This is a genomic window from Curvibacter sp. GW821-FHT09D12, from assembly GCF_059416245.1.
On the sequence record NZ_JBWKOU010000016.1, the window covers coordinates 63,203 to 85,115 of the forward strand.

Here is a 21,913-nt window from a genome sequence, read left to right on the forward strand (position 1 = left end):
TCAATCAAGGAAGCTGTCAGCAGCACCCGGGGCAGTCGAAGCCAAGACCTCGAATGAGCATGCGAGCCGTTCGGTGAGTTCTGTGCTTTCTGTCCGTTGGGCCCGTTCGACGGCCTCAGCCCGTGCCTTGCGAGGCTGAAGGTAGAAAACGTTGCTGGTGCGCACGATGCTGGGCCGAGCGATGTCTGAGCGGTCCAAGTGCTGGCGCAGGGCCGCATGAGGCCCCGGCATCAGCGCCCAGTCACCCTTGGGCGCCAGCATCGAGCGCACCGGACGCCATTGGCTGGGCCCCCCTGCCAAGTCCAAGGCCATCAAGAGGGCCGAGCCGTCGCGCGCCGCCAAGACCCGGTACCGCTTGTGCGTGACGCGATGGCGCCAGATCTGCCCACGCTCCACCTGGGGCGCATCTTGTTCTTGAATGTGAGAGGTTTTCATGGTCTTAGCTCCTTCTTGGTGGCATTCAGGCAGAGGGGTTGCAAAGTTGCGCAATCATGTGGTTCCACAGTTCGTTGAACTGGTCACGCTGGGCGCCCAGGGGATAGGGCGAGAGGGACGGCTCCGCTTGAGCGCTGGGCAGCGTCCCATGCACAAGCCAGGGGCTGATTTCCCCGGCCTGCCATAGGCGGTCCTCGACATAGGATTCGAAGCTGCGCGCCCAAAGCTCAACGCCCTTGGTCCAGTAGCGCTTTCGCGCCCCCTTCAAGCGCTCAATGGCAACGGCCTGATCCCGATAGGTGTTCTGCTCCATAGAAAAGAGCGCATGGCACAGCGCGATCGCTGCCGTCAGCGCATCCTTTCGAGAGGTCAGGCCCACCTCGGCCAGGAATTCGACCTCCGAGAAAAACGCCGTGGCGCCCGCGCCCCATTTGAAGGAATCGGCGAAGGTGCGGCACGCAAGGTGGCAGTCGTAGGCATGAGCCCATTCATGCGCCAGCGACCCGGCCCCACTTTCCCTTGTCAGGTTGATCACCCGCAGCGTGGGCTCGAAGTGCGCCGCGTGGTTGCTCTTGCCCCTGGCGCCGATGGCCAGCGCCAGCCGGGGCTCATCCCCGCCACCAAGCCCGATCCATGACGGTTTGAAGCCAAGAACCCTCGCCAGGTCATGCAGGGCGCCAAACGCCTCATTGAGCCAGCGCTGCTTTTCCGGCTCGGACAGCGACTCACCGAACTGAACACCCCTCAGCCGGAATGTGTTGATCAGCTCTTCTGGGGAGATGTCTCGCCCCTGCAGGTAGTCGGGCCCAATGCGCCCACCCAGATCCACAGCAGCTCGACGGGTGACCTTGCGACGCGTTTCCTTGGCGTTGGCATCCTGCTCAATGAAGGCCGCAATGGCCTCCTGGGCCCTGATCAACGCCTCTGCACGGGTCAGCTTCTCATGCCCATCGACCACGCGCGGGCGGGGCTGGGTGCAGACCACCATCCAGTCGAGGTCATCGGGCTTTGAGGAGCGCTTGGTCGCGATGACGCCGATACCGGACTTCATCACCGCGCCGTTGTCAGGCCAGCCCAGTTCGACCATGGAGTCCTTCAGCCACGCCATCTTTGGGCTGGCGCGAAAGGGTGGATACAACTTGCGCCCACCAAATCGTCCGACAGCGGCGATGGGCAAGACCTGTGACAGTGAAGATCTCTTGTCAGCACCAAGCAGGCCCATGGCGCGATCCCACATCTCTGGTAGCCGTTCAGTCCGGTGCGCGCCCTCTACAACCTGGCGGGCGATTGCAACGCCCTGCTCGTACAGCGCGGGCCAGTCCTGGGACTTGACCCCATAGAACTCTTGCTGGTGTGGGTTCGTGCTCAGGCTCCAGTAAGCGGTGGCCATGGCGCCCAACGTGGCCGGTGAAAATCGATTTTCACGCGCCAGCTGCGACCAGTCGGGCTCGGGCCAGAGTTGCGACAGCCAGGACTCTGCCGAGTTGGCATTGCCGGCACCCGCACGCGAAGACGAACCACCTCGTGCGCGGAGGTGCTTTTGGGCCCCCGGAATGAAGTCGCCCGTGTCGGAGATCTTGTCCATGGTCTGCCCCTACTCTCAAGCCGCGATCAGGCGCGGCACCTGCCACAGCAGCAATGCCACCAGCACATTGGCCGACACAGCGATCGCCAATTGCAATGAATCGTGGAGGGCATCGCTGTGCTCTCCAGCGCCAGCCATGCGCAGGAAGCGCTCCAAGCACGCGCCAGGCCACCCGCCCCCCAAATCCAGCGCCAGCAAGTACCACCGGCTCACACGCGAGCGAACCGCTGCAGAGCGCTGCCGTGCGATGAAGTGCGCACAAAAAGAGAGCATGCTGGCGCAGATGACGGCCTTGACCGCCAGGACTGGAACCACCCCAGCCAACCAGGCACAGCCCAGGGCTGTCAGACCAGAAGCACAGAGCAGCAATGGCCAAGCAGTTTTCATCGGTCGCCTCACTGCTGCAAATGGCGAAACATGATGCGGGCCCGGGAGGGCTCACCCTCGGGGTACTCCACGCTCACCAAGTCCTGAGGGGAGAGGCTGACTCCCCAGCGCTTCATCATCCGGTCCACAAAGCAGCTGAGCTGCAGGCCGTTTTCAACGAGCGTCACTTCCACGCTGCCGTCGTCGGCTACGGAGACAACCCGCGCCTTGTGCCGTTCAATGTCAGTTGCCATCGCGCGTCACTCCCCAGAGGTCGGTTGTTGCAAAGGGGTGGCGGCATCCCCGGCTTTTGTGCGCTTTTCCTTGAGCGCGAGCCTGCGGGTGGCGTTCTTGACGTGACGCCCCTTGACCTCCTCGGCGGCTGGCAAGCCATTGATGTCGAACCGGCGCCCGCCTTCAATCAGCTTGGCCAGGTAGTCGGGGTGCTGGCAGTAGCCCTCCAGAAACAACCGGATCTTGCGTTTGGAGAGCTGAGAACCATTGGCGCAGGCCTCCTTATGGAGATCCGCGGTGATCCCAACTTTCAGGGGAACGTGCAAGCCTGGGCCGAACAGATGCGGCCAGCGATCCTCCATCTCGGCCTGGACCGCTTCTCGGTCGAACGGCGGGGCATGGAGCGTGGATTGATCGAGGGACGGTGCTTGGGGTGCGTCTGCCATGATGGATTGAGGGTAGTGAAGGGTGGTTGAATGGTTCATTGCGCTTGGGCGCCGTCGCAGGCCTTTGATTTCCAGCACTGCTGGCGCCACTCCCAAGGCGCGATAGGTGCTTGCCCCTGGCCCAGGCCTGCCCAGAGACCCACGGCCTGAGACTTGGCCTGCTTCTCGTAGACATAGGTCTGGGGGTTGCGCACGTACCGAGCGTTGGCGTGGTTGGCCCAGGCCATGCCTCGGCGCACCTGCTCGGCGTTCAGATCCTGACCATTGACGAACACCGTGCACACCAGACGGTCATAGCGATCTCGCTCGTAGCACGTTGCGCTCGCCTGGGCGCCACGCGCCATCTCAGTGAGGGACTTGCGAGACTGATCGCTGAAGGGCTGTCCAGGCCTGCCCTGGCCGTGAGACACCTCAGGCGCATCGATGTCGCTGAGCCGGATCGACGCCTTGGACTTGTCCGCCTGCAGGAGGATCAGGGTATCGCCGTCATCGACATAGACGACCTTGCCCTCAATGGTCCAGGGCTGGGCCGCGCCAGCACCGCTCGCCCCCATGAACACAGACAGGACCAGCGCGAGAGCCCCTGCTACCGGGACTTTGGAAGAAGCTGTTTTCGTTTTCATAAGTTGTTGTCCTACTGCAATTGAAGAAATACAGACGAATTGAATTAATTGCAATTATCCATCAAACAATTGCAATTCACAAAGCAATTGATATACAATTGCAACATCAACTGGAGAAATCATGCGAATTTTTATTGCTGCCCTCATCGCCACTGCTACCTTGGTTTCTGGCTGCGCCAGTCGCCGTTACATGAGCGATGAAGAAGCCTCACAGGTCTATGTCGGCTCCCCATTTGTTGTTGAACACTGGGAGGGCACGTTGGTCAAGGCAGACACCATTGATCCCAACGCCAAGATCACCACCACCGATGCGGTCGGCACCGGCCTGGTTGCCAACAGTGGCGGTGTACTGAAGGGGGTCGGCGCGGCCATGAACGTCGCATCTTTCCTCGCCTCCTCGCCCGGCGATGAGACATACGTTCTGCATCTGAACGACAACGGCAAAGAAGTGCAAACCAAGGCCATCGGCCCCATCAAGCCTCGCAAGTTCGAGGTGGGCCACAAGTACCGTGTCTTCATCCTGAAAAATGGCGAGTTCCTCTTTTTGGATTTGACCAAGCTCCCCACCTGGGACGAGAAGACCCGGGCCCGCACAGTCAGTTCAGCAGCGCAGTAAGACGCAAGGCATGGGGCAGGCCGGTATCGAATCGACCAGCCCCGTGCTACGACTTTGCGCTGATGTGCTCGGCGGGCAGTCGGCTTGAGCCACCCAAGCTCAAAGATTGAGCCTGGAATTTGCGGTTTCGGAATCACGTGAATTGGCCGTGCAATTGAGGAGGTGTTGAACGCTTCTGATGCACCAAATTTTCGTTCTTGCACCTTCCTGAATTGCTTTGAATGGCAATCGAAAACGTAGCCATTCAAAGAAACAGGGCTAACCACTGGAGGATTCAAAATGATCCCTGGCATTGAACTCAAAGCGCTGCGCAAATCGCTGTTCTTCGGCACGCGCGAAGCCGCCTCCTTGATCGGAGTGACCAATGAAAGCCAGTGGCTGAAATGGGAGTCCGGTGCACAGGAGATGCCAGAGGCCATCGCGCAGGCGTTCTGCTATGTCCTTGACTGGCGAAACGAGATGCTTGAGAAGGCTCGCAAGCTGCTCAGAGACAACCCAGATCTCGTCCTTCACATGCCCTGGTATGACTCGCTGGACGACTGGATCTCCTGTGCGGACCACAACCCTCAACTGTGGCGGCCTGACCAATCCATTTGCTCCACCCTGCTGGTCGAATTCCCCAAGAGCGTCTATGTGGTGCGCTTCAACCTCCCCCAGTACGCTATTTGGCTGGGATCGCAGCAGGATGACCGCAACAAGCGGGTGCTCTGGGCCAGCATGCAGCTGGACAAGGCCCCGACGAATCAAAACCTCAAAAGTGAGTGAGCTGGCGCACCCCACCCAGGTGGGCCGTCATCTGCCTCTGCGTCTCCCGCAGTCACCGCCCTGCAAGGGTCAAGGCGGGCACCAGCCAGCTCGATCCATTCACAGCTGCTGCTGATGTGCTCAGGCCCACCTCAAGCTTGCTGAGCATCCTCGAAGTGCACCGCCCCGCCCACGCAGGCGCCAGCCCCTCCCCTGCCCCCTTCTTGTCATCCTCTGCCCACCTATGTCTCGTAGATCCAAACCGTCTCGCTGGCGCGTTCTCATTGGCGTCTTTGACCTCATCGCCCTGCTGCCCTGGTGGCTCTCCATCGCAGCCGCGATCGTTGGCTTTGGATGGCTGCGACACATGGCTCAATCCCAGGTGGCATCGCCCCATCCTGGCCTTCAGGAACTCCTTCTAGGGGCACTCGTTCAGGGTGGCCAATACGCTGTCGCCGTGCTCTTCCTGGCTGCGGGTGGCATTTCCTACATGGCACGTGCACATCGCAAGCAGCTGCTGATCAATACCCGGACTCGGGATCGGCTCGCTGCGATCAGCTGGCAGGACTTCGAGCTGCTTGTGGGCGAGGCCTACCGCCGAAAAGGCTTCGCCGTGCAGGAGCTGGGCGGCGAGGGACCCGATGGAGGCATTGACCTGGTGCTGCGCCGCGATGGGGAGAAGGTTTTCGTGCAATGCAAGCACTGGAAGGCAACCAGTGTGGGCGTCGATGTCGTGCGTCAGATCTTTGGTGTGATGGCCGCTCACGGGGCCACAGGATGCGTTGTCGTGACATCGGGGTCATACACCTCGGCCGCACTGAATTTCGCGCGCGGTCGCAACGTTGACCTGATCGATGGCCCCAAGCTCTTGAAGATGATGGAGCAGTCCGATCCAGCAACTGCTGGGGGGCATTCCACGCCACCCTCTGAGGAGCACCACGCTGAGCCAGGCCTCACCGAGACCTTTCACCGTTCGACACCCCAGCTCACCCCTAGGTGTCCGCTGTGCCAGAGCGCCATGGCCAAGCGCACTGCGCGCAAGGGTCCAAATGCTGGCCAAGAGTTCTGGGGGTGCACCAGGTACCCTGATTGCCGTGGGACTCGCTGAGTCCACATCAAACCGATCCTGAAAGCAAAAACGCAGGCTGGATTTCCAGGCCTGCGTTTGGGAGTTTGGCAGTTGAGGAAGCTGGCGCAGCTGTTCAGTCGTCGGTACCAGGAATAGATTGTTGCGACTTGCGCTGCTTAGCGACCGTCGCAGCCTCTTCCTTGGAACGCCGTGCTTCATCAGCGCTCGCCCAGGACCGGTACAGATCCAGAATCACACTGGCATCGACCTCGATCTTGCGGCCTTTGAGTTGGCGAGGATCCAGCTTCTCAAGCTCTGCCAGTTCGCGGCGCTTCTTCGCGTCGAAGGTGCTCACCACGCTGTTCACCGAGCTGTAGATCCCGCCAATGATCTTGCGAGGCGGAAACCACTCACGTACGGCCGAAGGCGTGATTTTGGTTTTGCCAGCTTTCTGGGCTTCATCCAACTTGGCGCGAAGGTACTCCCCGGCACCCTCTCCATACTGGCGAATGACCTCAATGGCCAGCGTAGCCCCCACCGAGTCGTCGTTGACCATCCTTTGCACGTCACTGCTCGCCTCGGCCAGCACCAGCATGTCGCGGATATGAACTGGGGATTTGTTGCGTTCAGCTGCAATCTCTTCTTCCGTCATCCCCATGCGAATCAGCTTCAAGTAATTGCGCGCGACCCCAACTGCAGTGAGCTTCAGACCATCCTGGCTGCTCAATTGAACCATCACCCGGTCGCGATCATTGCCCCGGAAGGGTACGCACACCAGATGAGGAAGGGTTGCGCCACGCGAGATGGCCAACAGTGCTCCACGTCGGCGTTGATGCCCCTCAACGATGATCAGATCGCCTGTCAGGGCATCGATTCGAATGACCAGCGGGGGCACGAATGCGCCTGATGCGTAGGCATGGGCAAAGTCCTCGATCTTCTGGATCACCCTCGGGTCAGAATAGTCCCGCTCATTGAACCCAGGTTCCTCCTTCAATTGCTCAGGAGGGACTTTGTAAATGTCATCCTTCTTCACCCCTGTCTCTTTCGAGTTGGCTGCGAGGCTTTTGAATGAATGGGCCATCTGCTTCTCCAAGATGCGTATAAAAACTTGCAATTCGCATGTTATAGGAATTGCTTAAAAAATCAATTGTGAATTGAAAAAATCAAATAGCAAAGTTACGCAATTCAGAATTGCATTTCTCACCGTGGCGCGATTGCCCATTGCACCCATGCCACCTTGACCCCGCATAACGCGTGTCGCTCGCTAGAGACATCCCAGTGTATTGCTAGTGATATCAAGTATTTCAGGGATGGCTGATCTCATTCAGTGGCCCACTTGTGTACCGCTAGTCGCCTTCCAGTGACATGACATCATCCGGGGGAAGTGTCAGGACTTGCTACCGGGAATTGCTTTGATCAGTCGCTCGTTTTGAGCCGTCAGAACCTCGACCTGGCCTTTCAGAACGCCCACCTGCTCAATCAGTGGATCACGTCTGGCGGCATCTTCTGTAGCCGAATTCTTGAGCGCTTCGTTCTCAATCCTCAAAGCGGAGTTTGCTTCCTTGAGTGATTCTTCGGACATCAATGCCCGGGTGAGTGCCGCCTCTACCTCGCTCAGCTTTTGCTGGGCTGCAAGCAGGCTGGACTTCAGGTCTGTCATCGAAGCCTCTTGGTCCTTGATAACACCTTGCTGGCGCTCCACCGTCTCTTCTAGGCGATCAGCGAGCGACTGCAGTTCCTCAGATTCTTTTCTGGCCTGCTCTGTCTGCTTGGTCATGCTCTCCCGCTCAAGATTCAGTCGTGCGTCCGCACTGGCGCAGGCCCGGATCCAGACATCGTTCAGCGCATTCGTGACGACCTGGTGAAGATCTTCCGGTGGCGGTGCTGTCTGAAGCTTCTTCGCTGCTTGGAGTTCGTTCCACTCGCGCAGCAATGGCGTCAACGTCGTGTAGCTACCTCCTGTTTCCAACCTGATCTTCTCGACGGTTGGCTTCTCGCCACGTTTGGCCATCTCATCAGCCGCTGCAAAAACGCTGTCTCGCTTGGACATGGTGTGTGCCCCATCTGTAATGGATGTAGTAATGGTCTGTAATGTAGTGTATTACTGCCAAAAATTACAGTGGACATGATCTATGGACGAAGTTTTCCAAGCCTGTGGATAACAAAAAGTCGGCATCGACTGTTTTCTGAAAGATTGTTAAATCTATGGATACAGAGGCGTCATCTTTGACAGGTGTTATGAGGCCTGCGCACGAGTTATCCACCGCTCCCGCACTCGCCCGCAATGGATCGAGTCGAGGAACTTCTCTGTCAGTTGGGCCACAGCGCGTCGGCCGTCTTTGAGGACCACCAGCAGCCCACCTTCAATGGCGTACCTGGTGGTGCCATCTGCATTGGTAAAAGTTCGGCCTTCCAAAATTTGCGCCTTTTCTCTCAAGAACTCGCTGGTTTGAGAACTTTCCTGCTCTTCCGACTTTTCTTTCAAGACCTGACCAAAATCCCGATCTTTGGTCAGAAGAGCCTTGATGTAGGCATACAGCTCTCGTCCATGGAGGGCCAACAGGTACTGCTTTGTTGCCTCGATCACTGTAGACAGGCGCTTGCCGGATTTGGAGGCAAGCCCCATGAGTTGAAGGACGGCCGATGGGCGCAATGCATGCCCCCTACAGAGCCATACCAGGTCGGCTGGGATGGTCATGCCTTCATGTCGGACGAAACGGCCTTGTGAGGGGGTGCCTGCTGCAGGTGTTCCCTCTGGGCTGCTCGATGTTCGGGCCGAGCTGGATGCGCCAGCATTGTTCGCTTGATGCTGCCCAGGCGTAAAACGCAGGCCTTCCGGATGCAACTCCACCGCTTCAAGGAAAAAGTCGGTAGGCGTAAGGGGCGAACGACTGCCACGCTGGCCAGGGTTGGCAATTTGCTGGCGTTCAAAGAAACCCTTGTCCTCAAGCCACTTGATGGCTCTTTGGACCGTTTCTACGGATTTTCCTGATTCCTCCGCAATGGTGGTGCGATTCGCAAAAATCGACTTGCGTGGCGAAGAAAGGTCAATCTTCTTGATGATGCTGATGACGATCCGAATAAATCCGTCCGGGAGGTCTTTGAACGAATCTGAGTCATGCAGGCGAAACACGGCGCGCGTGATGGGCGCAGGGAAATATTTAGGCGTGAGCGTACTCATCGCAGTCTCCGAAAAAGACACGAAAGCCTTGACGAAAACCACTCGAAAACCTAATATTCGCTCGTTGATCTGCGATTTTTCCGGTTGGCGCCGGTTAGGTCGTTTTGAGTGGATTCCTCAAGAATCCGGAAAAGCCCTCAGGTTTGGCGACCTGAGGGCTTTTTTGTTTTCTTATTGCTAGCTCATGGCTAACCTTTCTTGCGGCATGGCCGCTTGGTTAATACGGTTCTGATGTACAGATCTCTTGGGTCTCTCGCCCGCATTGGGACAGTGCATTTCTCCAGCCGAACAGGGCGCAGATCCCTGGGAGGCGGGAATCACTGGCACAAAGAGGATGACTGCTGCGAATGACATGCATTCGTTTGAGGCGGCGCCATCCACACTTTCCCGCCACCCTTGTTTACGCGTGTAAACACGATCAGCCACTGCTGCGTGAGTGCTCGTGTTTACACGCGTAAACACCCCTGAAGGATCGGGTGTAAATAAACCTAAGCCCTGGCTTCCGCATGCTTCTTGTTTACGCGCGTAAACACGCTGGGGCAGGACTCTCTGGGTGCCCGTGTTTACTCGTGTAAACACTGCATCCCTCACGTTGAATTCGAAGCCCCCAATCGATGATGTGCCTGTGATTCGGGTGCTGATACGACCCTTCTGAGTCGTGCTTGGCTTGCGTGAGGTGTTTACGCGTGTAAACGCCGTGGCCTTGGCGAATCGGTTTGGCCCTGAATTGGGCGTTCGATCGGTGATTGGCGGATTGGTGTCCGGCGATTGATGTGCGCATGGCATCGCTGCTTTGACGAATCCTGAGGCAGCGTGTTTACGCGTGTAAACAGTGGCGATGCCTGGTGTGTGTGGGGTGCTGTTTACTCGTGTAAACACGGCGCCAGTGTTTGGTTCTGCGGCTCGATGTTTACACGAGTAAACACCATCGTCCAATTTGGAGTGAATGGTGTTGGCTTGCGTCGATGAGGGCGCGGTTGATCTCGCGGGTGGTTTGGCGGTGTGTTTACTCGTGTAAACACCGTCGCTGAATTGGGAGTGGGCGGCGTTGGTGTGCGGAGATGCAGAGGTGTTGGGCTTGTTGAGGAGTCCGGGGATGTGTTTACTCGTGTAAACACTGGATGGACTCGGGACGGTTGGCTGGGTGTTTACGTGTGTAAACAGTGGGGATGCGATGACGTGTGTGGGATGCTGTTTACTCGTGTAAACACTATCGAAGTCGGAGGATGCGTTGTCTGCGCTGTTTTGTCTTTTGGGTGCAGAAAAATTGAAGTCGCCGAGATTGGGTTGATTGTTGGAAATGTGAGGGGCGGCGAAAGTTTTGGCGGGATTGAAGGAATTGGCGTCAAAAAGCACACTGTGGAGGGAGGTGATGAAAATGGGCGGCTGGCCAGAAAGTTGGCGAAAGTGGGGCCCAAATGTGCCAGTGCCCCTGTCGCTTTCGCGAATCAGGGGCACTGTTGCAGTCTGACGTGACGTGAAGGTCACGGGTTGTTCTCCTCGTTGGACTGGGGTTCTTTTCCCTGCTTGTCGTCAGCGACTTCTGCAGATGGCGGCGCTTCGATGGCGACGGTGCTCAAAAGCTTTTCAAGTTCGGATGCGAAAAGGTCGCGCTTCTCGGGGGGCACTTGCATTGAAACCTCAAATGTGTCGCCGCGTTGTTTGTAAACGCCGTTGGCATACCGGAGGTACTTTTGAGTTGCTGGCTGCGTGCTCTTTGTAGGATGAAGCACTGCCTGGGTCTGGTTGAGCAGCCACTTCAGAGGCAGATCCTCTGTTGCGAATTTGATCGCTATGGCCAGTGCTTTTCGAACGCCAGCCTTTTCGTAGATGCGACTGATCTCGTAAGTGGCCTTGTATGAAAACTTCCTCGGATTTTCCGTGATGATTGTGTGAACCTCATCGGGAAGCTTGTGGAAGGCCAGGAACATGGTCAGTGCTGACTTCGAAATTCCCACGCGCTCGGCCACGCTTGTCTGAGATTCACCCTCGGCAAGGAGCTTGGCGTAAAACATCCCTCGGTCATAGTCACTGGCCGCCTCACGACCCTCGTTGGACTCGTATCCGAACCAGCCAGCCTGAAGCGGGGTCATGTCCAGGTAGACCTGTGCACGAAGGCGCGGAAGCGCTTGGTAAAGTTGGCAGGACTGCACGCGCGTCCAGCCGTCAGCGATCATGAATCGACCAGCGTCAACAGGGTGCGGGATGACATGGATGGGATCATGTTGCCCCTGAGTCCGAAGTTCCTCGGCTCTTGTGAGCAACATCTGGGATGTGTAAATCTCTCGCGGTGCGAATGGATTCGCATCAATGAGCGACACATCAATCAGCTGTTCATAGAACTTGTGCGTGCCGACGCTGCGAAGATTTGCATCATTGTTTGAATGATTCTCAGTTGCATTGACTGGACTGAGAAACGGAGCGTGTGCACGTTGTGCGGGCAATGCCGAATCGGACTTGATCGGTTGAGTCGCGTCAGCCGACTCCGAAGTGGGAGGGGTCGCAAGTGGCGCAATAGCACCCTTGGAGATAAGTCCAGAAAGTTTGATAGGTTGACGAGCAGCCATAGTGATCCTTAGGCCATCCGAATGCCAAAGCTGGTGATGAGGCTCTTCGAGACTTCGAACATTGCGCTCGATCCAGAAGAGGAGGGTTCCAGCTCGACAAGAGGAGCCGGGAGCTTGTTGGTTGGGTTGATCTGCCTGGCAAAACCAGAGTATTGAGGGATGATCGTGTCGTTGAGCATCGACCCATACTTGGCGTACAGGAAACTCATTGAGTCCCGGACGTGTTTAAGTGACGGGTGATATTTGTTGATGACAACCTCCATGCCAACAATGGCATGGGTCAGAGCTTTGATCTCTTCAAGGTTGCTCGCCAACGAGTCCAGCGCACGCAAGCAGCTACCTTCGGGTTCGACTACGGTCAGCACTTTTCCGGCCTGGCGAGCTGCGTATGTGAACGCCAGGCCAATGGGTGTTGTGCCAGGTGCTGTATCAACAACGATGGCGTCGTAGCGTTGACCAAGAAACGAGGAATTTCGAGAGAAGAATAGTTCCGCACGGGAATGCGAACTCATCGCAGTGACCAGCGATGCGTCAGCTTCAGCCAGCGTGATGTCGGCAGGAATCAGGTCAAGGAAACCGCCTTCATAGATATGCTTGATAGCAGAAGGAAGGTTCTCGTCCGGGGTGTTTGTACTCAGCTTCAGAAAGTCACCAATGTGGGTGAGATTGCTGTCGTAAGCGGATGTCTCGATCCCGAGCAAATTACTAGCCGAGGCCTGCGGATCGGCGTCGATCACCAGGATGCGATAGCCCATCATCGCCAGACTAGCTGCGACGTTGACTGCAACGCTGGTTTTGCCAACGCCACCCTTTGTCATGCGGGTCACGATGACCGGCGGCAATTTGGCCGTGTCTGTGATCGAAATTTGATCACGGTCAGGAACAGGCAAGTCCTGTGAGCGGAACCACACTGCGCGCATGTCATTGGGGGTGTAGCGCATGTGATGCTGTCCAGCTGGCTTGTCACGTCCCACCAGTTCCAGCAACTTCTTTGGGGTCAGGTTGAGACCGCAAAGTTGCGTTGCGACGGAGGTTTTGAATTCGATAGGACGTGTCATGCTGAGGGCCGAGACTGTGGATAGCAGCGAAGATACAGCACGAATAGAACTTTGACAAGTTTTTTTGAAAAGTGCAGATAAAAAGTATCTGCAGCAAAGAAGACTTCAGAAGATTGCGGCCGGGTGTCCCGATTTCGACTTGCGAAGCTCTGTCCTCGCAGTGAGTTCGGGCAGCACCAGCTAGCAAATTGTAAAAATTGTGAAACCCAAGAATTAGGCGAGAAACCTCGTTCTAGTGAGGCATTCGCAGAAAAGTGCTCCCTACTGGTTGACACTGTAAATAAATACAGTTATTGGGAGTCGGATTCTCCGTTGACGTGCGTCGGGTCATCTCTGAACACGCTGGACCGCGACGGCATCGGTATACACAGAGCGAAATTGCAATCCTGGCAATGCTGAAGTGAAAGACATCTCGGCATGAAGATCAACGCAGAAGGCAGCAAAATTGCAATCAATTCAGTAATTGAAGTTTGCAAATCATGCACAATTGCGGCATTTGAGGAAGGCGACAATTCGATTGAGGCCACGAAACTGATTTGCCTATAATGTAGAAAGCATCAGTCAGGAATTGCAATGGAAGACTATCGAACCCTCAAAGAACAATACGATGCCTTGGGCGAAAAAGTTGCGGCTGCTCGACGTGCTCAGCTCGCCACCGTAATTGCTGAAATGCAAAGCAAAATTGAGGAATTCGATATTTCGCCCGAAGACCTGTTTCCTAGTCTGAAGCTGGGTCGCAAGGGCACAGGCGAGACATCACCTCGGCGGCCTCCGCGCAAAGATCGCGTCATGAAGTATCGAAACCCTGCAACAGGTGAGGAGTGGTCTGGCGGGCCAGGACGCAAGCCCAAATGGGTGTTGGAGATCGAGGCCAGGGGTGAGAGCATGGACACCTACCGGATCAAGCAAGCGCCATAAGTCACTTTCAAGCATCAAGGCCCCGAGGGGGCCTTTCTTGTTTGTGAACCCCATTGTTTGGAAATTTCTGCGAAATGCGACGTAAACACGAACTTTTACGGCAAATTTGCTGAAAGTCAGTTGCTATTCTCACTGCATCAAACGTGTTGTGAGGAGAGCAAAAAGTGTGGCTGTACGACGGAAAGCCGGAGGAAATGGAATTGGTTGTCAGGGACGCCAATTCAGACGAAGGGGGCTACGTTGTGCTGCTCCAACTGGCAAGTGGCGCGATTCGAATCCTTGGCACCAGATACCCGGTCAAGTACATCGGCAGTTGGAGGACAAGCACGCAACGGCACGATGGATCGGGTCTGACGAGGGTTCTGATCTCCAAGCCTCACCCTCGCTACGAAAAGATCAAGCGCTTGCTGGCCAACAGCATGGTGCCGGCATCTGAGAACGAGCAAGCTTGCGAAGTGACTGTTGAGTCCATCATGAGCAAGGCTGCGCATTTGTTCTCCATCGCGCCAGCTAGCAATTCCAATTTGGCCGCTGCATCAACCCAGATCAGCAAATAGCTATGGCCAAGGATCTGTTCGACTTCGACAACCCTTGGCGGCCCATCTACGAAGGGCGCCAAGCGGCCTCTTGGCTCATGGGTACTGTGGGATGCGTGGCTACCGCAACGTTGCTCCCACTGCCGACGAGTTTCGGCATGATCACGGCCTCTGCCTGCGGCCTGGTCGGTATGTGGCGGACCTACACAGCCTGGGAAAGGGCATCAGACAAGTGGCGCACAGGCTTGGCTGAAAAGGAGTTCACGACCATCCCCGAGATGCAGAAGATCACAGAGACCTTCAAGAAGAAGGGAGAGATGTGGCTTGGCAAGGGCTTTCATTGGACCGACATCGAAGCCAACAAGATGCACAACCTGATGGGGGCCGGCGTGGCGAAAGTCCTCGGAAAAGATGGGCTGCATGCCAATGGGAGCTTTTGGCTTCATGGCTTGGCCAAAGAGGAACACATAGGCGCCGCGTTGGAACTGCTCGAAGGTCACACCCTGATCGTTGGGTCTACCGGCGTGGGCAAGACACGACTCTTTGACTTGTTGATCGCTCAATGCATCCTGCGGGGAGAAGCCGTGTTCATCATCGATCCCAAAGGGGATCATGGCCTGGCCAACAACGCCCGTAGGGTATGCGAAGCCATGGGCCAACCAGAGCGATTCGTCTACTTCAATCCAGCCCACCCAACGAAGTCGGCCTGCATTGACCCCCTGCGCAACTTCAACCGCAAGACCGAACTCGCATCCCGTGTCTCTGCCTTGATCCCGTCTGAGACGGGGACCGATGCCTTCGTGGCGTTCGGCTGGAAGGTTCTGCAAGACATCTGCGGCGGCTTGCTCGCCACTGGCGAACGGCCCAACTTGGTTGCGCTGAGAAGGTACATCGAGGGCGGACCTGATGATCTGCTTGTGAAAGCCTTGCGTGTTCACTTCCGCAACCACGTGGACAACTGGGAGTCCAAGGTAGCGCCACACATCAAGGCCCAAGGCACCAAAGACCCACAGGCCGTGGTCAAGGGCTACATCCAGTTCTACAAGCAGGTCGTGATTCACGAAACCCCCAACGTAGACCTCTCAGGCCTGATTTCAACGTTCGAGCACAACCGTGACCACTTTTCGAAGATGGTGGCCTCACTCATTCCGATCTTGTCGATGCTCACGACAGAGCCGTTGGACCAGCTCCTGTCTCCAGACTTCGAGGCATCGGAAGGGAAGGTGGTGATGGATACGGCTCGAATTGTTCGCAACGACATGGTTTGCTACATGGGCCTGGACTCGCTGGCTGACGCGACAGTGGGTAGTGCCATTGGCTCAGTGATGCTTGCTGACATGACCGCGGTCGCTGGCGACCGGTACAACTACGGCCTTGACGAGAAGAAAGTGATCAACGTCTTCGTTGACGAGGCTGCAGAGGTCATCAACGGGCCGACGATCCAGCTGCTCAACAAAGGCCGTGGAGCTGGCTTCAAGTTGTATGTGGCGACCCAGACATTCGCTGACTTCGCCGCTCGTTTAGGCGACGAAAACAAGGCACGCCAGGTGCTTGCTAACACGAACAACAAGTTCATTTTGCGGGTTCTCGATGCTGAGACCCAACAGTACCTGGCCGAGGGGATACCGAAGATCAAGGCGCAGTCGATGTCCGTTCGATACGGCCACAGTCTGACCACCACCATCAGCGAAGAGTACGGAGCGGCCTACCAGGAGCAGTCAACGGCGGAAGAGGCTGACCTGATTCCTCCAGGGGTGCTCAGCGAGCTGCCCCCACTGCATTACTACGCGCGTATGTCTGGGGGGCGAACCTTCAAAGCGCGCATTCCAATCCTGCAGTGAGCAAGCATGGCAAGCAAATCTTCATCAGACGGCAATAAGCATTCGTTCGCTTCGCTATTGCTCGTCATCGTCCTCTTTGGATCTCTGGCGGTGATGGCCTTCGTTCCCGTCAAGACCTTTGATGAACTGCGCTCAAAGGAGCAGAGGCAAATCGTTGCATGGCTTGGAGAGGACACTGATCAGTGGATCATGGAGCGCATTCTGGATGCACTGACGGTCGTCAATCATGAGGCTGGAGACGCGATGGAGCAGGCCGCACAAAGCGGCAATAAGAAGATTGACACCTGGGTCGTTGAACGGGTCCATGCCGCAGCGATATGGACACACATCTTTCTCTACCGCGTAGGAATGATAGGTATGTGGTTCGTCTTCGCGTTGCCATGCTTGCTGGCTGCATTCATTGACGGCTACTACCAACGTGAGATTGCCAAGGCCTCCTTTACCTCCCAAAGCCCGCGCTTGCACAAGGCCGGGGTAGACCTGGCCAAGCTCGTGGCGATATGTCTGGTGGTGTGGCTGTTTGCGCCGATTTTCGTATCGACCATCGTGGCCCCTGTAGCGATCGCGGTGCTTTCTTTTTCGTGGTGGGTATGGATGGCGAATCTTCAAAAGCGCATCTGATGGAGTTACAGCAATGAAATCCCCAATCGACATCGCTATGCGCAACTTCCGTGCACAGCCAATTCTCTGTGCATCTACGAAGCAGGTGAGGGGGCTTGAATTGCTGGCGCGACATCGGCTTGATTTCAGTGATCCAAACGTCATGCTTGCGGCCGACATACACGCCATGGAGATGGCATCGCTACTGGCCAAGCACTACAAGGGAGAGATTCGGATCCATTGCAACGCTGAAATCCCCTCACTCCAATCTGCCGAATGGATGGAGGCAATGCTGGCCAACATCCAGCCGGGGGTGGTGGTGGAGCTGGTGGAGCGCAACGAGAACCTGGATGGAAAGTTCGTCATGGAGCGCTTCTCGATCTCGATGATGGTCCTGAAGCGGGTGGGGGCCCGAATCGCTCTGGACGACTGGACAGGAACAGAGATTGAATGCCGAATGCTGAAGGATCTGACGCCTGAGATAGTCAAGGTGAATGAGCCACAGGCCTTGCGCTTGCTGGCATCCCAAGGTATCCATCCAAGAACAGCGCTGGTCGTGGAGCAGATCGAAACACGCGAAGCCGCATCTATGGCCCAAACGTTTGGGGCGACAGAGCTGCAAGGCTATTGGTGCGACCTGCTGGTCGAGCACGACTTGCCTGCTGCCTTTACTCCTCCTGGCGTCATGGCTCGCGATGCGCTGGCTTTCATGCCGCAGGCGATGGTCGCCTAGCCGCTCTGCACCAGATAGCCGCTTCCTGAGAAGCGCCAGCACCGAGGGAGAGACCGAGATTCAAGGAAATCCTTGAACTCTTCTTTTTACGCGTGTCTTTCGGACCATTCTGAAGCGCTTGCATCCGTAGGATCGATGACCATGTGGAAGGTTCTCGTATCCCTGATTTTCATCATCGCCAGCAGTGCGTACGCATCCTGTTTTGAAGACGCGGCGCAGCGGTACAGCGTGCCCGTCGATGTGTTGAAAGCAATCTCGCAAGTCGAATCCGGTGGAGATGCAAAAGCGATCAACAAAGCGAACAGCGACGGAAGCTACGACATCGGCCACATGCAGATCAACAGCTCGTGGCTACCGCGATTGGCCAAGTACGGAATTGATGAACGCAAGCTCATGGACCCTTGCGTCAATACGCATATAGGGGCGTGGCTTCTTGCAGAAAACGTGTACCGCATGGGCATGACTTGGAACGCTGTAGGGGCCTACAACGCGCGATCTGAGTCCAAGCGGCTGCTCTATGCACGCAAGGTCGCGAGCGTGCTTGGCAAGATTCAAAACTGATATTTCACCCTGGAGAGGTAATGAGTTCAACACACAATTTGAGCAAGATCGCGACGGCGATCGCACTCATGACGGGATTGGCTCCTCTGTCGTACGCTACTCTCGTCTCCGGGGTTTGCGACGTGAATGGCATCACTGTTTGCGGTGGGGGCGGAGCCCCGACGATCACTCCCAAGGGTGTGCTGACGATCCGAGGCTTCGCCTTTGACTTGGCTACAAACGATCGACCGGTTGATCCTGCCAGTGGCTACATAACCGTGCGCAACGAAGACACCTTGGTGTCATATAAGCTTGCGATCCAACGCATTGAAGCCAGACCTGATGTATTGGCCGACAAGCTTGGGGCCAACTTCACTGCCGACCAGTACCCTGTACTCAATGCGGGCTTCATCGCTCAGGTCTTTGCCGCATCGTTGCCTCCTGGGCAGTATTCGATTCAAGAAGCGAAGGTGAGCATGAAGGTGGGGGGTATGACATCCCTGCCGATGACCACTGCTGACAGTCGAGGCAGCTTCATGCTGTCGGATGCGAGTAGCCCGTTCACCCTTGTCAAAGGCGATGGCTCCTCCGTGGCTCTGAAGATGACACGCGCCAGCGGGGGCAACATCACTGCCACGGGCTACCCTGCGCTGCGCAACGGAGGCTACACGATTCAAGCCTCACTGCCAGGCGTCGGTGGTGATGTGGTGAAGTCGGTCGCCTTCAACTACAAGCGGCCTGAACTGGCATTGCCGGTATCGCTTCCGATGGTCGATGGGTTTCCCGGGATGACGGTCAAGCTGGCGCCGACCAATCCACTGACAAACCGCTCGCTGGATCTGGCCTCGTTGCCTGTGGTCGTTGACTCCGCAGACGTAGCGGGCATGAAGCTCAACGGTTCCGACATCACGACTGGTGCCTCCATCACGCTCACCCGGCAGGCAAACCTGGCGGGGGTCTATCCTGCGTTGATCAACGATACGGGCACGGATGACCAAGCCCAGCCAGTGAAGCTCTGGGTGAATTTGCCTGATGCGCCGAACCTGACGCTCAATGCACAGCGCTGGGATCCGGGCGCGAAAATCCAGGTGGCGCCATCGAAAAGTACCGCTGCGATCAAGGTCGAAGATCTTGACATCAACGCAAAGCTCGACACGACTGCCAAGGATCTGTGCGGGGTTCTGACCATGATCCGAGAGGGCTTCATGCTCTCGCAAACTGCGGGCATCAATTGCGCGATCCGTTACGGGACCCTGCCAGATGGCATGAAGTACAACCCGTACGCGACAAACGCTCTGCGTGGCTCCATTCCTGTCGTCGGCGATAACGTTTTGACTTACACACCGGGGGTGGTCTATACCGACCCCGCGACCCGGCAGACTTCGTTCTATCCGTCGCGCAAAGGGGACTCGTCACTCACTCTCGCAGGAACAGAGCCAACTCCCATCGCACTGACCTTCAAGAACGACAAGCTCCTCGACACGTTCTATCAGAAGAACCAAAGCCAATACCCCGGCAAGATGTTCGCAACGGTGGATCTGACCCAGGCCAGGTCCTTGGGGGTCATGAACGTGAAGGGCGGCTACAGGGAGATCATGACTCGCGTGACCTACCCTGGCGACAACACCAAAGACACCTTCGGCTCGACGGCCGAAAACAACGTTCCCCTGATCATGCAGGCCGATGTGCCTTGGAAGTCGTACTCCGTCAAGGTTGAAGCGTGGTACCAGCGCGCTCCAGAGTTCAAAACCGAACAGACCATGGAGTTTGTTGGCGTCCCGTCTGGTCCGCTGGTCGATTTAGAAAAGTCATTTTCTTCACACGACAAGGCGGAGACGCTGATCCATGGCGTTGTGGGCGTGTCGAAAGGTCAGACCATTGTGTTTGACCCTGCCTCCATGGGCAAATGGCAGGTACGCATCATCGAAGACAAGACTGGCAACGTCTTGTCTGACTATGTGCCTGTGGCGGACGACGGTACATTCACGGCTAACATGGGGACGCTCACTGCCGGTACTCGCTACATCGTCGCCGAGGCCCGAATGGTTGATTCATCTGGGCTGATTTCCAATAGCTCGGTTGCTTCCAAATCACGGGCATTGGTCACCGCAGCTGGCACGATGATTGAGGCCTCGTTGAGCAGCAGAGCTGCCAGCGGCAAGGCCCCCTTCGTTCAAACGATCAACGTGAACCTGAAAAACTCGAAGTTGATTTCGAGTGTCAAGGCCGTGAACTGGGAGTACCTGAAGGACGACGGCACGTGGGCGCGTGTGATGCACGATGACACCGCAGAACAAACAGGCATCAACTACACAGCCAAAATTGACCAGGCTGGCAGTGCGACCTACCGGGCTGTGCTGACCAATAAGTATTCGGGCGCCGTCTTCACGACCGACCCATTGATGCTGACGGCGTTTGACGTTCCATCATTCCGGGTGAATGCACCCGGTGTCGTTCAGGTTGGTCACCCTGTGTCCCTGAGTGTCGAGGCGGATCCAGGATTCAATGCGGTCTACACGTGGCGACTGATCACCTCTGGTGGCTACCAGGATGTGAGCGGAGCAGATACCGCGACATTCACCTTCACACCGACAGAGATCAAGAACTACGCCATTGAGGTGAGCGGTAGATCTGCAACGGCGCCAGACAATCCGGCCGCCAATGTGACGAAGACCCTCGGCGTGAAGGCGGTCAATCCTCTTGCTGCCCGTGCATCCCTGAAGGGGCCCACCTACCTGGAATCAGGCAAGGCCTACACGTTCACAGCGCAGATCAACGATGTGGTGCCGACGACGGCAGGCAAGGCGTACAAGGTGCTTGGGTACTGGAGCCTGCCTGATGGCACTCGGGTAGATGGCACGGACTTGATTTACACGCCCCGGCCTGAAGACAAGCTGTTGAGCTTCTATACCTACGTGGAAGGGTACCCTGACGAAACTACGGTGGCGACGCTGCCTTTCAAGACCTGGACCTACACCTGGCCAAGCAACTGGAAGATCTCTCTGTCTGCCCAACAGACGGATGTGCCTGCCACGATCAAGTACCTGGTGGAGACGCCCGGGTTCGATATCAAGACCCTCAATGGTGAGCCCCTCACCTACACCTGGTCCCTCCCATCGGGTGTCCAGCGCGGAAGTGGCAATGATGTGGCCGGGACCTTCCTGGTTTCCGCCCAAGGCAGCTATCAGCTGGCGCTGCAGGTGTCCGATCAGCGCGGCAACGTGGTGAACGTGAATTCAGACGAGTTCACGATTCTGCCCCCCGCAACGGTGGTGACCGACGCGACGATGATCTCTAAGTATGGGACCAGCTATTACGCCCCGGGCACCTACTATGTCAGTCTGAAAATCTCGCAACTGCCTCGCGGCGACTCGTTCTTGAGAAATGATGTGCTGATCAACGGGACGAAGGTGGGTGAATTCACAGGGTCCGGTAACTACGTGTCATTTGCAGACCCTGGGAGTTACGATGTCTTGTTGCGCACAATCACCAAGGCGGGGAATTACGGTGAAAAACTGCTCAATGTGACTGTTCAGGATGCCCCTATGCCGCAGTGCGAAATGAAGACATCTTCCACGACAAGCGGTCTGCTGTTGTCGCCGTCGTGCACGGTTGCGGCTGGGTACATCAAGTCCCTGACCTGGAGCTACACGCTTGACGGAACCGACCAGAAGGTCACGGCAAAGACATTCCTCGTCAGCAAGGCGTGGATAACTGGTAATCGGATTTCCAATCTGAGGCTTGCGATTGAGACGGACCTGGGTGCCAAAACAGAGGAGTTGGTTCCAATTCAGTAAGAGACTGATGCCCCAGCGAGCGGG

At 56.7% G+C, this 21,913-nt stretch carries 21 protein-coding genes; 10 read left to right on the forward strand and 11 right to left on the reverse strand.

The features are described 5' to 3' along the window. From AC07PT_RS22145 to AC07PT_RS22170, 6 genes are all read right to left on the reverse strand, one after another. Nucleotides 1-435: a hypothetical protein gene (locus AC07PT_RS22145; protein WP_494658123.1), complete on the reverse strand. Its 435-nt coding sequence runs from the start codon at nt 433-435 to the stop codon at nt 1-3. Between the two features lie 25 nt (nt 436-460). Continuing rightward, complete coding sequence (locus AC07PT_RS22150) at nt 461-2,020, reverse strand: LPD1 domain-containing protein (protein ID WP_494658124.1); 1,560 nt, start codon at nt 2,018-2,020, stop codon at nt 461-463. A 15-nt stretch (nt 2,021-2,035) separates the two neighbouring features. Continuing rightward, nucleotides 2,036-2,158, reverse strand: a complete 123-nt coding sequence (locus AC07PT_RS22155; RefSeq protein ID WP_494658125.1) for a hypothetical protein — start codon at nt 2,156-2,158, stop codon at nt 2,036-2,038. Nucleotides 2,159-2,415: 257 nt separating this feature from the next. Continuing rightward, a complete protein-coding gene (locus tag AC07PT_RS22160; protein ID WP_027476823.1) occupies nt 2,416-2,640 on the reverse strand; it encodes a hypothetical protein in 225 nt (74 codons plus the stop codon). 6 nt (nt 2,641-2,646) lie between these two features. Then, nucleotides 2,647-3,105 carry a ProQ/FINO family protein gene (locus AC07PT_RS22165; protein ID WP_494658126.1) on the reverse strand — a complete coding sequence of 153 codons (459 nt, stop codon included), beginning with the start codon at nt 3,103-3,105 and terminating at the stop codon, nt 2,647-2,649. Then, nucleotides 3,102-3,689, reverse strand: coding sequence for a thermonuclease family protein (locus AC07PT_RS22170; protein ID WP_494658127.1), 588 nt, complete (start codon nt 3,687-3,689; stop codon nt 3,102-3,104). Before AC07PT_RS22170 ends, AC07PT_RS22165 begins: the two co-directional genes overlap by 4 nt. A gap of 121 nt (nt 3,690-3,810) precedes the next feature. On the opposite strand from AC07PT_RS22170, the gene AC07PT_RS22175 reads away from it, so the two are divergent. The 3 genes from AC07PT_RS22175 to AC07PT_RS22185 all read left to right on the forward strand — a co-directional run bounded on the left by AC07PT_RS22175 (nt 3,811) and on the right by AC07PT_RS22185 (nt 6,157). After that, nucleotides 3,811-4,305 carry a hypothetical protein gene (locus tag AC07PT_RS22175; RefSeq protein ID WP_494658128.1) on the forward strand — a complete coding sequence of 165 codons (495 nt, stop codon included), beginning with the start codon at nt 3,811-3,813 and terminating at the stop codon, nt 4,303-4,305. A gap of 279 nt (nt 4,306-4,584) precedes the next feature. Beyond that, nucleotides 4,585-5,070, forward strand: coding sequence for an Aca2/YdiL-like domain-containing protein (locus tag AC07PT_RS22180; protein ID WP_494658129.1), 486 nt, complete (start codon nt 4,585-4,587; stop codon nt 5,068-5,070). A 346-nt stretch (nt 5,071-5,416) separates the two neighbouring features. Next, entirely contained in the window at nt 5,417-6,157 is a 741-nt protein-coding gene (locus AC07PT_RS22185; protein WP_494658130.1) for a restriction endonuclease, read from the forward strand. Nucleotides 6,158-6,251: 94 nt separating this feature from the next. Here AC07PT_RS22185 and AC07PT_RS22190 read toward each other — a convergent pair whose 3' ends face one another. The 5 genes from AC07PT_RS22190 to AC07PT_RS22210 form a co-directional block, all read right to left on the reverse strand. Continuing rightward, the gene (locus AC07PT_RS22190; protein ID WP_494658131.1) at nt 6,252-7,199 is read right to left on the reverse strand and encodes a ParB/RepB/Spo0J family partition protein; all 948 of its coding nucleotides are present in this window, start codon (nt 7,197-7,199) and stop codon (nt 6,252-6,254) included. Between the two features lie 306 nt (nt 7,200-7,505). Continuing rightward, complete coding sequence (locus tag AC07PT_RS22195) at nt 7,506-8,168, reverse strand: DNA-binding protein (protein ID WP_494658132.1); 663 nt, start codon at nt 8,166-8,168, stop codon at nt 7,506-7,508. Nucleotides 8,169-8,354: 186 nt separating this feature from the next. After that, on the reverse strand, nt 8,355-9,299 hold the full coding sequence (locus AC07PT_RS22200) for a hypothetical protein (RefSeq protein WP_494658133.1): 945 nt from the start codon (nt 9,297-9,299) through the stop codon (nt 8,355-8,357). A gap of 1,484 nt (nt 9,300-10,783) precedes the next feature. Continuing rightward, entirely contained in the window at nt 10,784-11,866 is a 1,083-nt protein-coding gene (locus AC07PT_RS22205; protein ID WP_494658134.1) for a ParB/RepB/Spo0J family partition protein, read from the reverse strand. Nucleotides 11,867-11,874: 8 nt separating this feature from the next. After that, on the reverse strand, nt 11,875-12,924 hold the full coding sequence (locus AC07PT_RS22210) for a ParA family protein (protein ID WP_494658135.1): 1,050 nt from the start codon (nt 12,922-12,924) through the stop codon (nt 11,875-11,877). A gap of 573 nt (nt 12,925-13,497) precedes the next feature. Between AC07PT_RS22210 and AC07PT_RS22215 the strand changes: the two genes are divergently transcribed. From AC07PT_RS22215 to AC07PT_RS22245, 7 genes are all read left to right on the forward strand, one after another. Then, nucleotides 13,498-13,842: an H-NS histone family protein gene (locus AC07PT_RS22215; protein WP_494658136.1), complete on the forward strand. Its 345-nt coding sequence runs from the start codon at nt 13,498-13,500 to the stop codon at nt 13,840-13,842. A gap of 164 nt (nt 13,843-14,006) precedes the next feature. Then, nucleotides 14,007-14,399 carry a hypothetical protein gene (locus AC07PT_RS22220; RefSeq protein WP_494658137.1) on the forward strand — a complete coding sequence of 131 codons (393 nt, stop codon included), beginning with the start codon at nt 14,007-14,009 and terminating at the stop codon, nt 14,397-14,399. A 2-nt stretch (nt 14,400-14,401) separates the two neighbouring features. Next, complete coding sequence (gene traD / locus AC07PT_RS22225) at nt 14,402-16,219, forward strand: conjugative transfer system coupling protein TraD (protein ID WP_494658138.1); 1,818 nt, start codon at nt 14,402-14,404, stop codon at nt 16,217-16,219. A 6-nt stretch (nt 16,220-16,225) separates the two neighbouring features. After that, entirely contained in the window at nt 16,226-16,840 is a 615-nt protein-coding gene (locus tag AC07PT_RS22230; RefSeq protein WP_494658139.1) for an IncC plasmid conjugative DNA transfer DtrJ family protein, read from the forward strand. A gap of 13 nt (nt 16,841-16,853) precedes the next feature. Then, a complete protein-coding gene (locus AC07PT_RS22235; RefSeq protein WP_494658140.1) occupies nt 16,854-17,552 on the forward strand; it encodes an EAL domain-containing protein in 699 nt (232 codons plus the stop codon). 141 nt (nt 17,553-17,693) lie between these two features. Further along, a complete protein-coding gene (locus AC07PT_RS22240; protein ID WP_494658141.1) occupies nt 17,694-18,113 on the forward strand; it encodes a lytic transglycosylase domain-containing protein in 420 nt (139 codons plus the stop codon). 20 nt (nt 18,114-18,133) lie between these two features. Beyond that, the gene (locus AC07PT_RS22245; protein WP_494658142.1) at nt 18,134-21,889 is read left to right on the forward strand and encodes a hypothetical protein; all 3,756 of its coding nucleotides are present in this window, start codon (nt 18,134-18,136) and stop codon (nt 21,887-21,889) included. Nucleotides 21,890-21,913 lie beyond the last annotated feature (24 nt).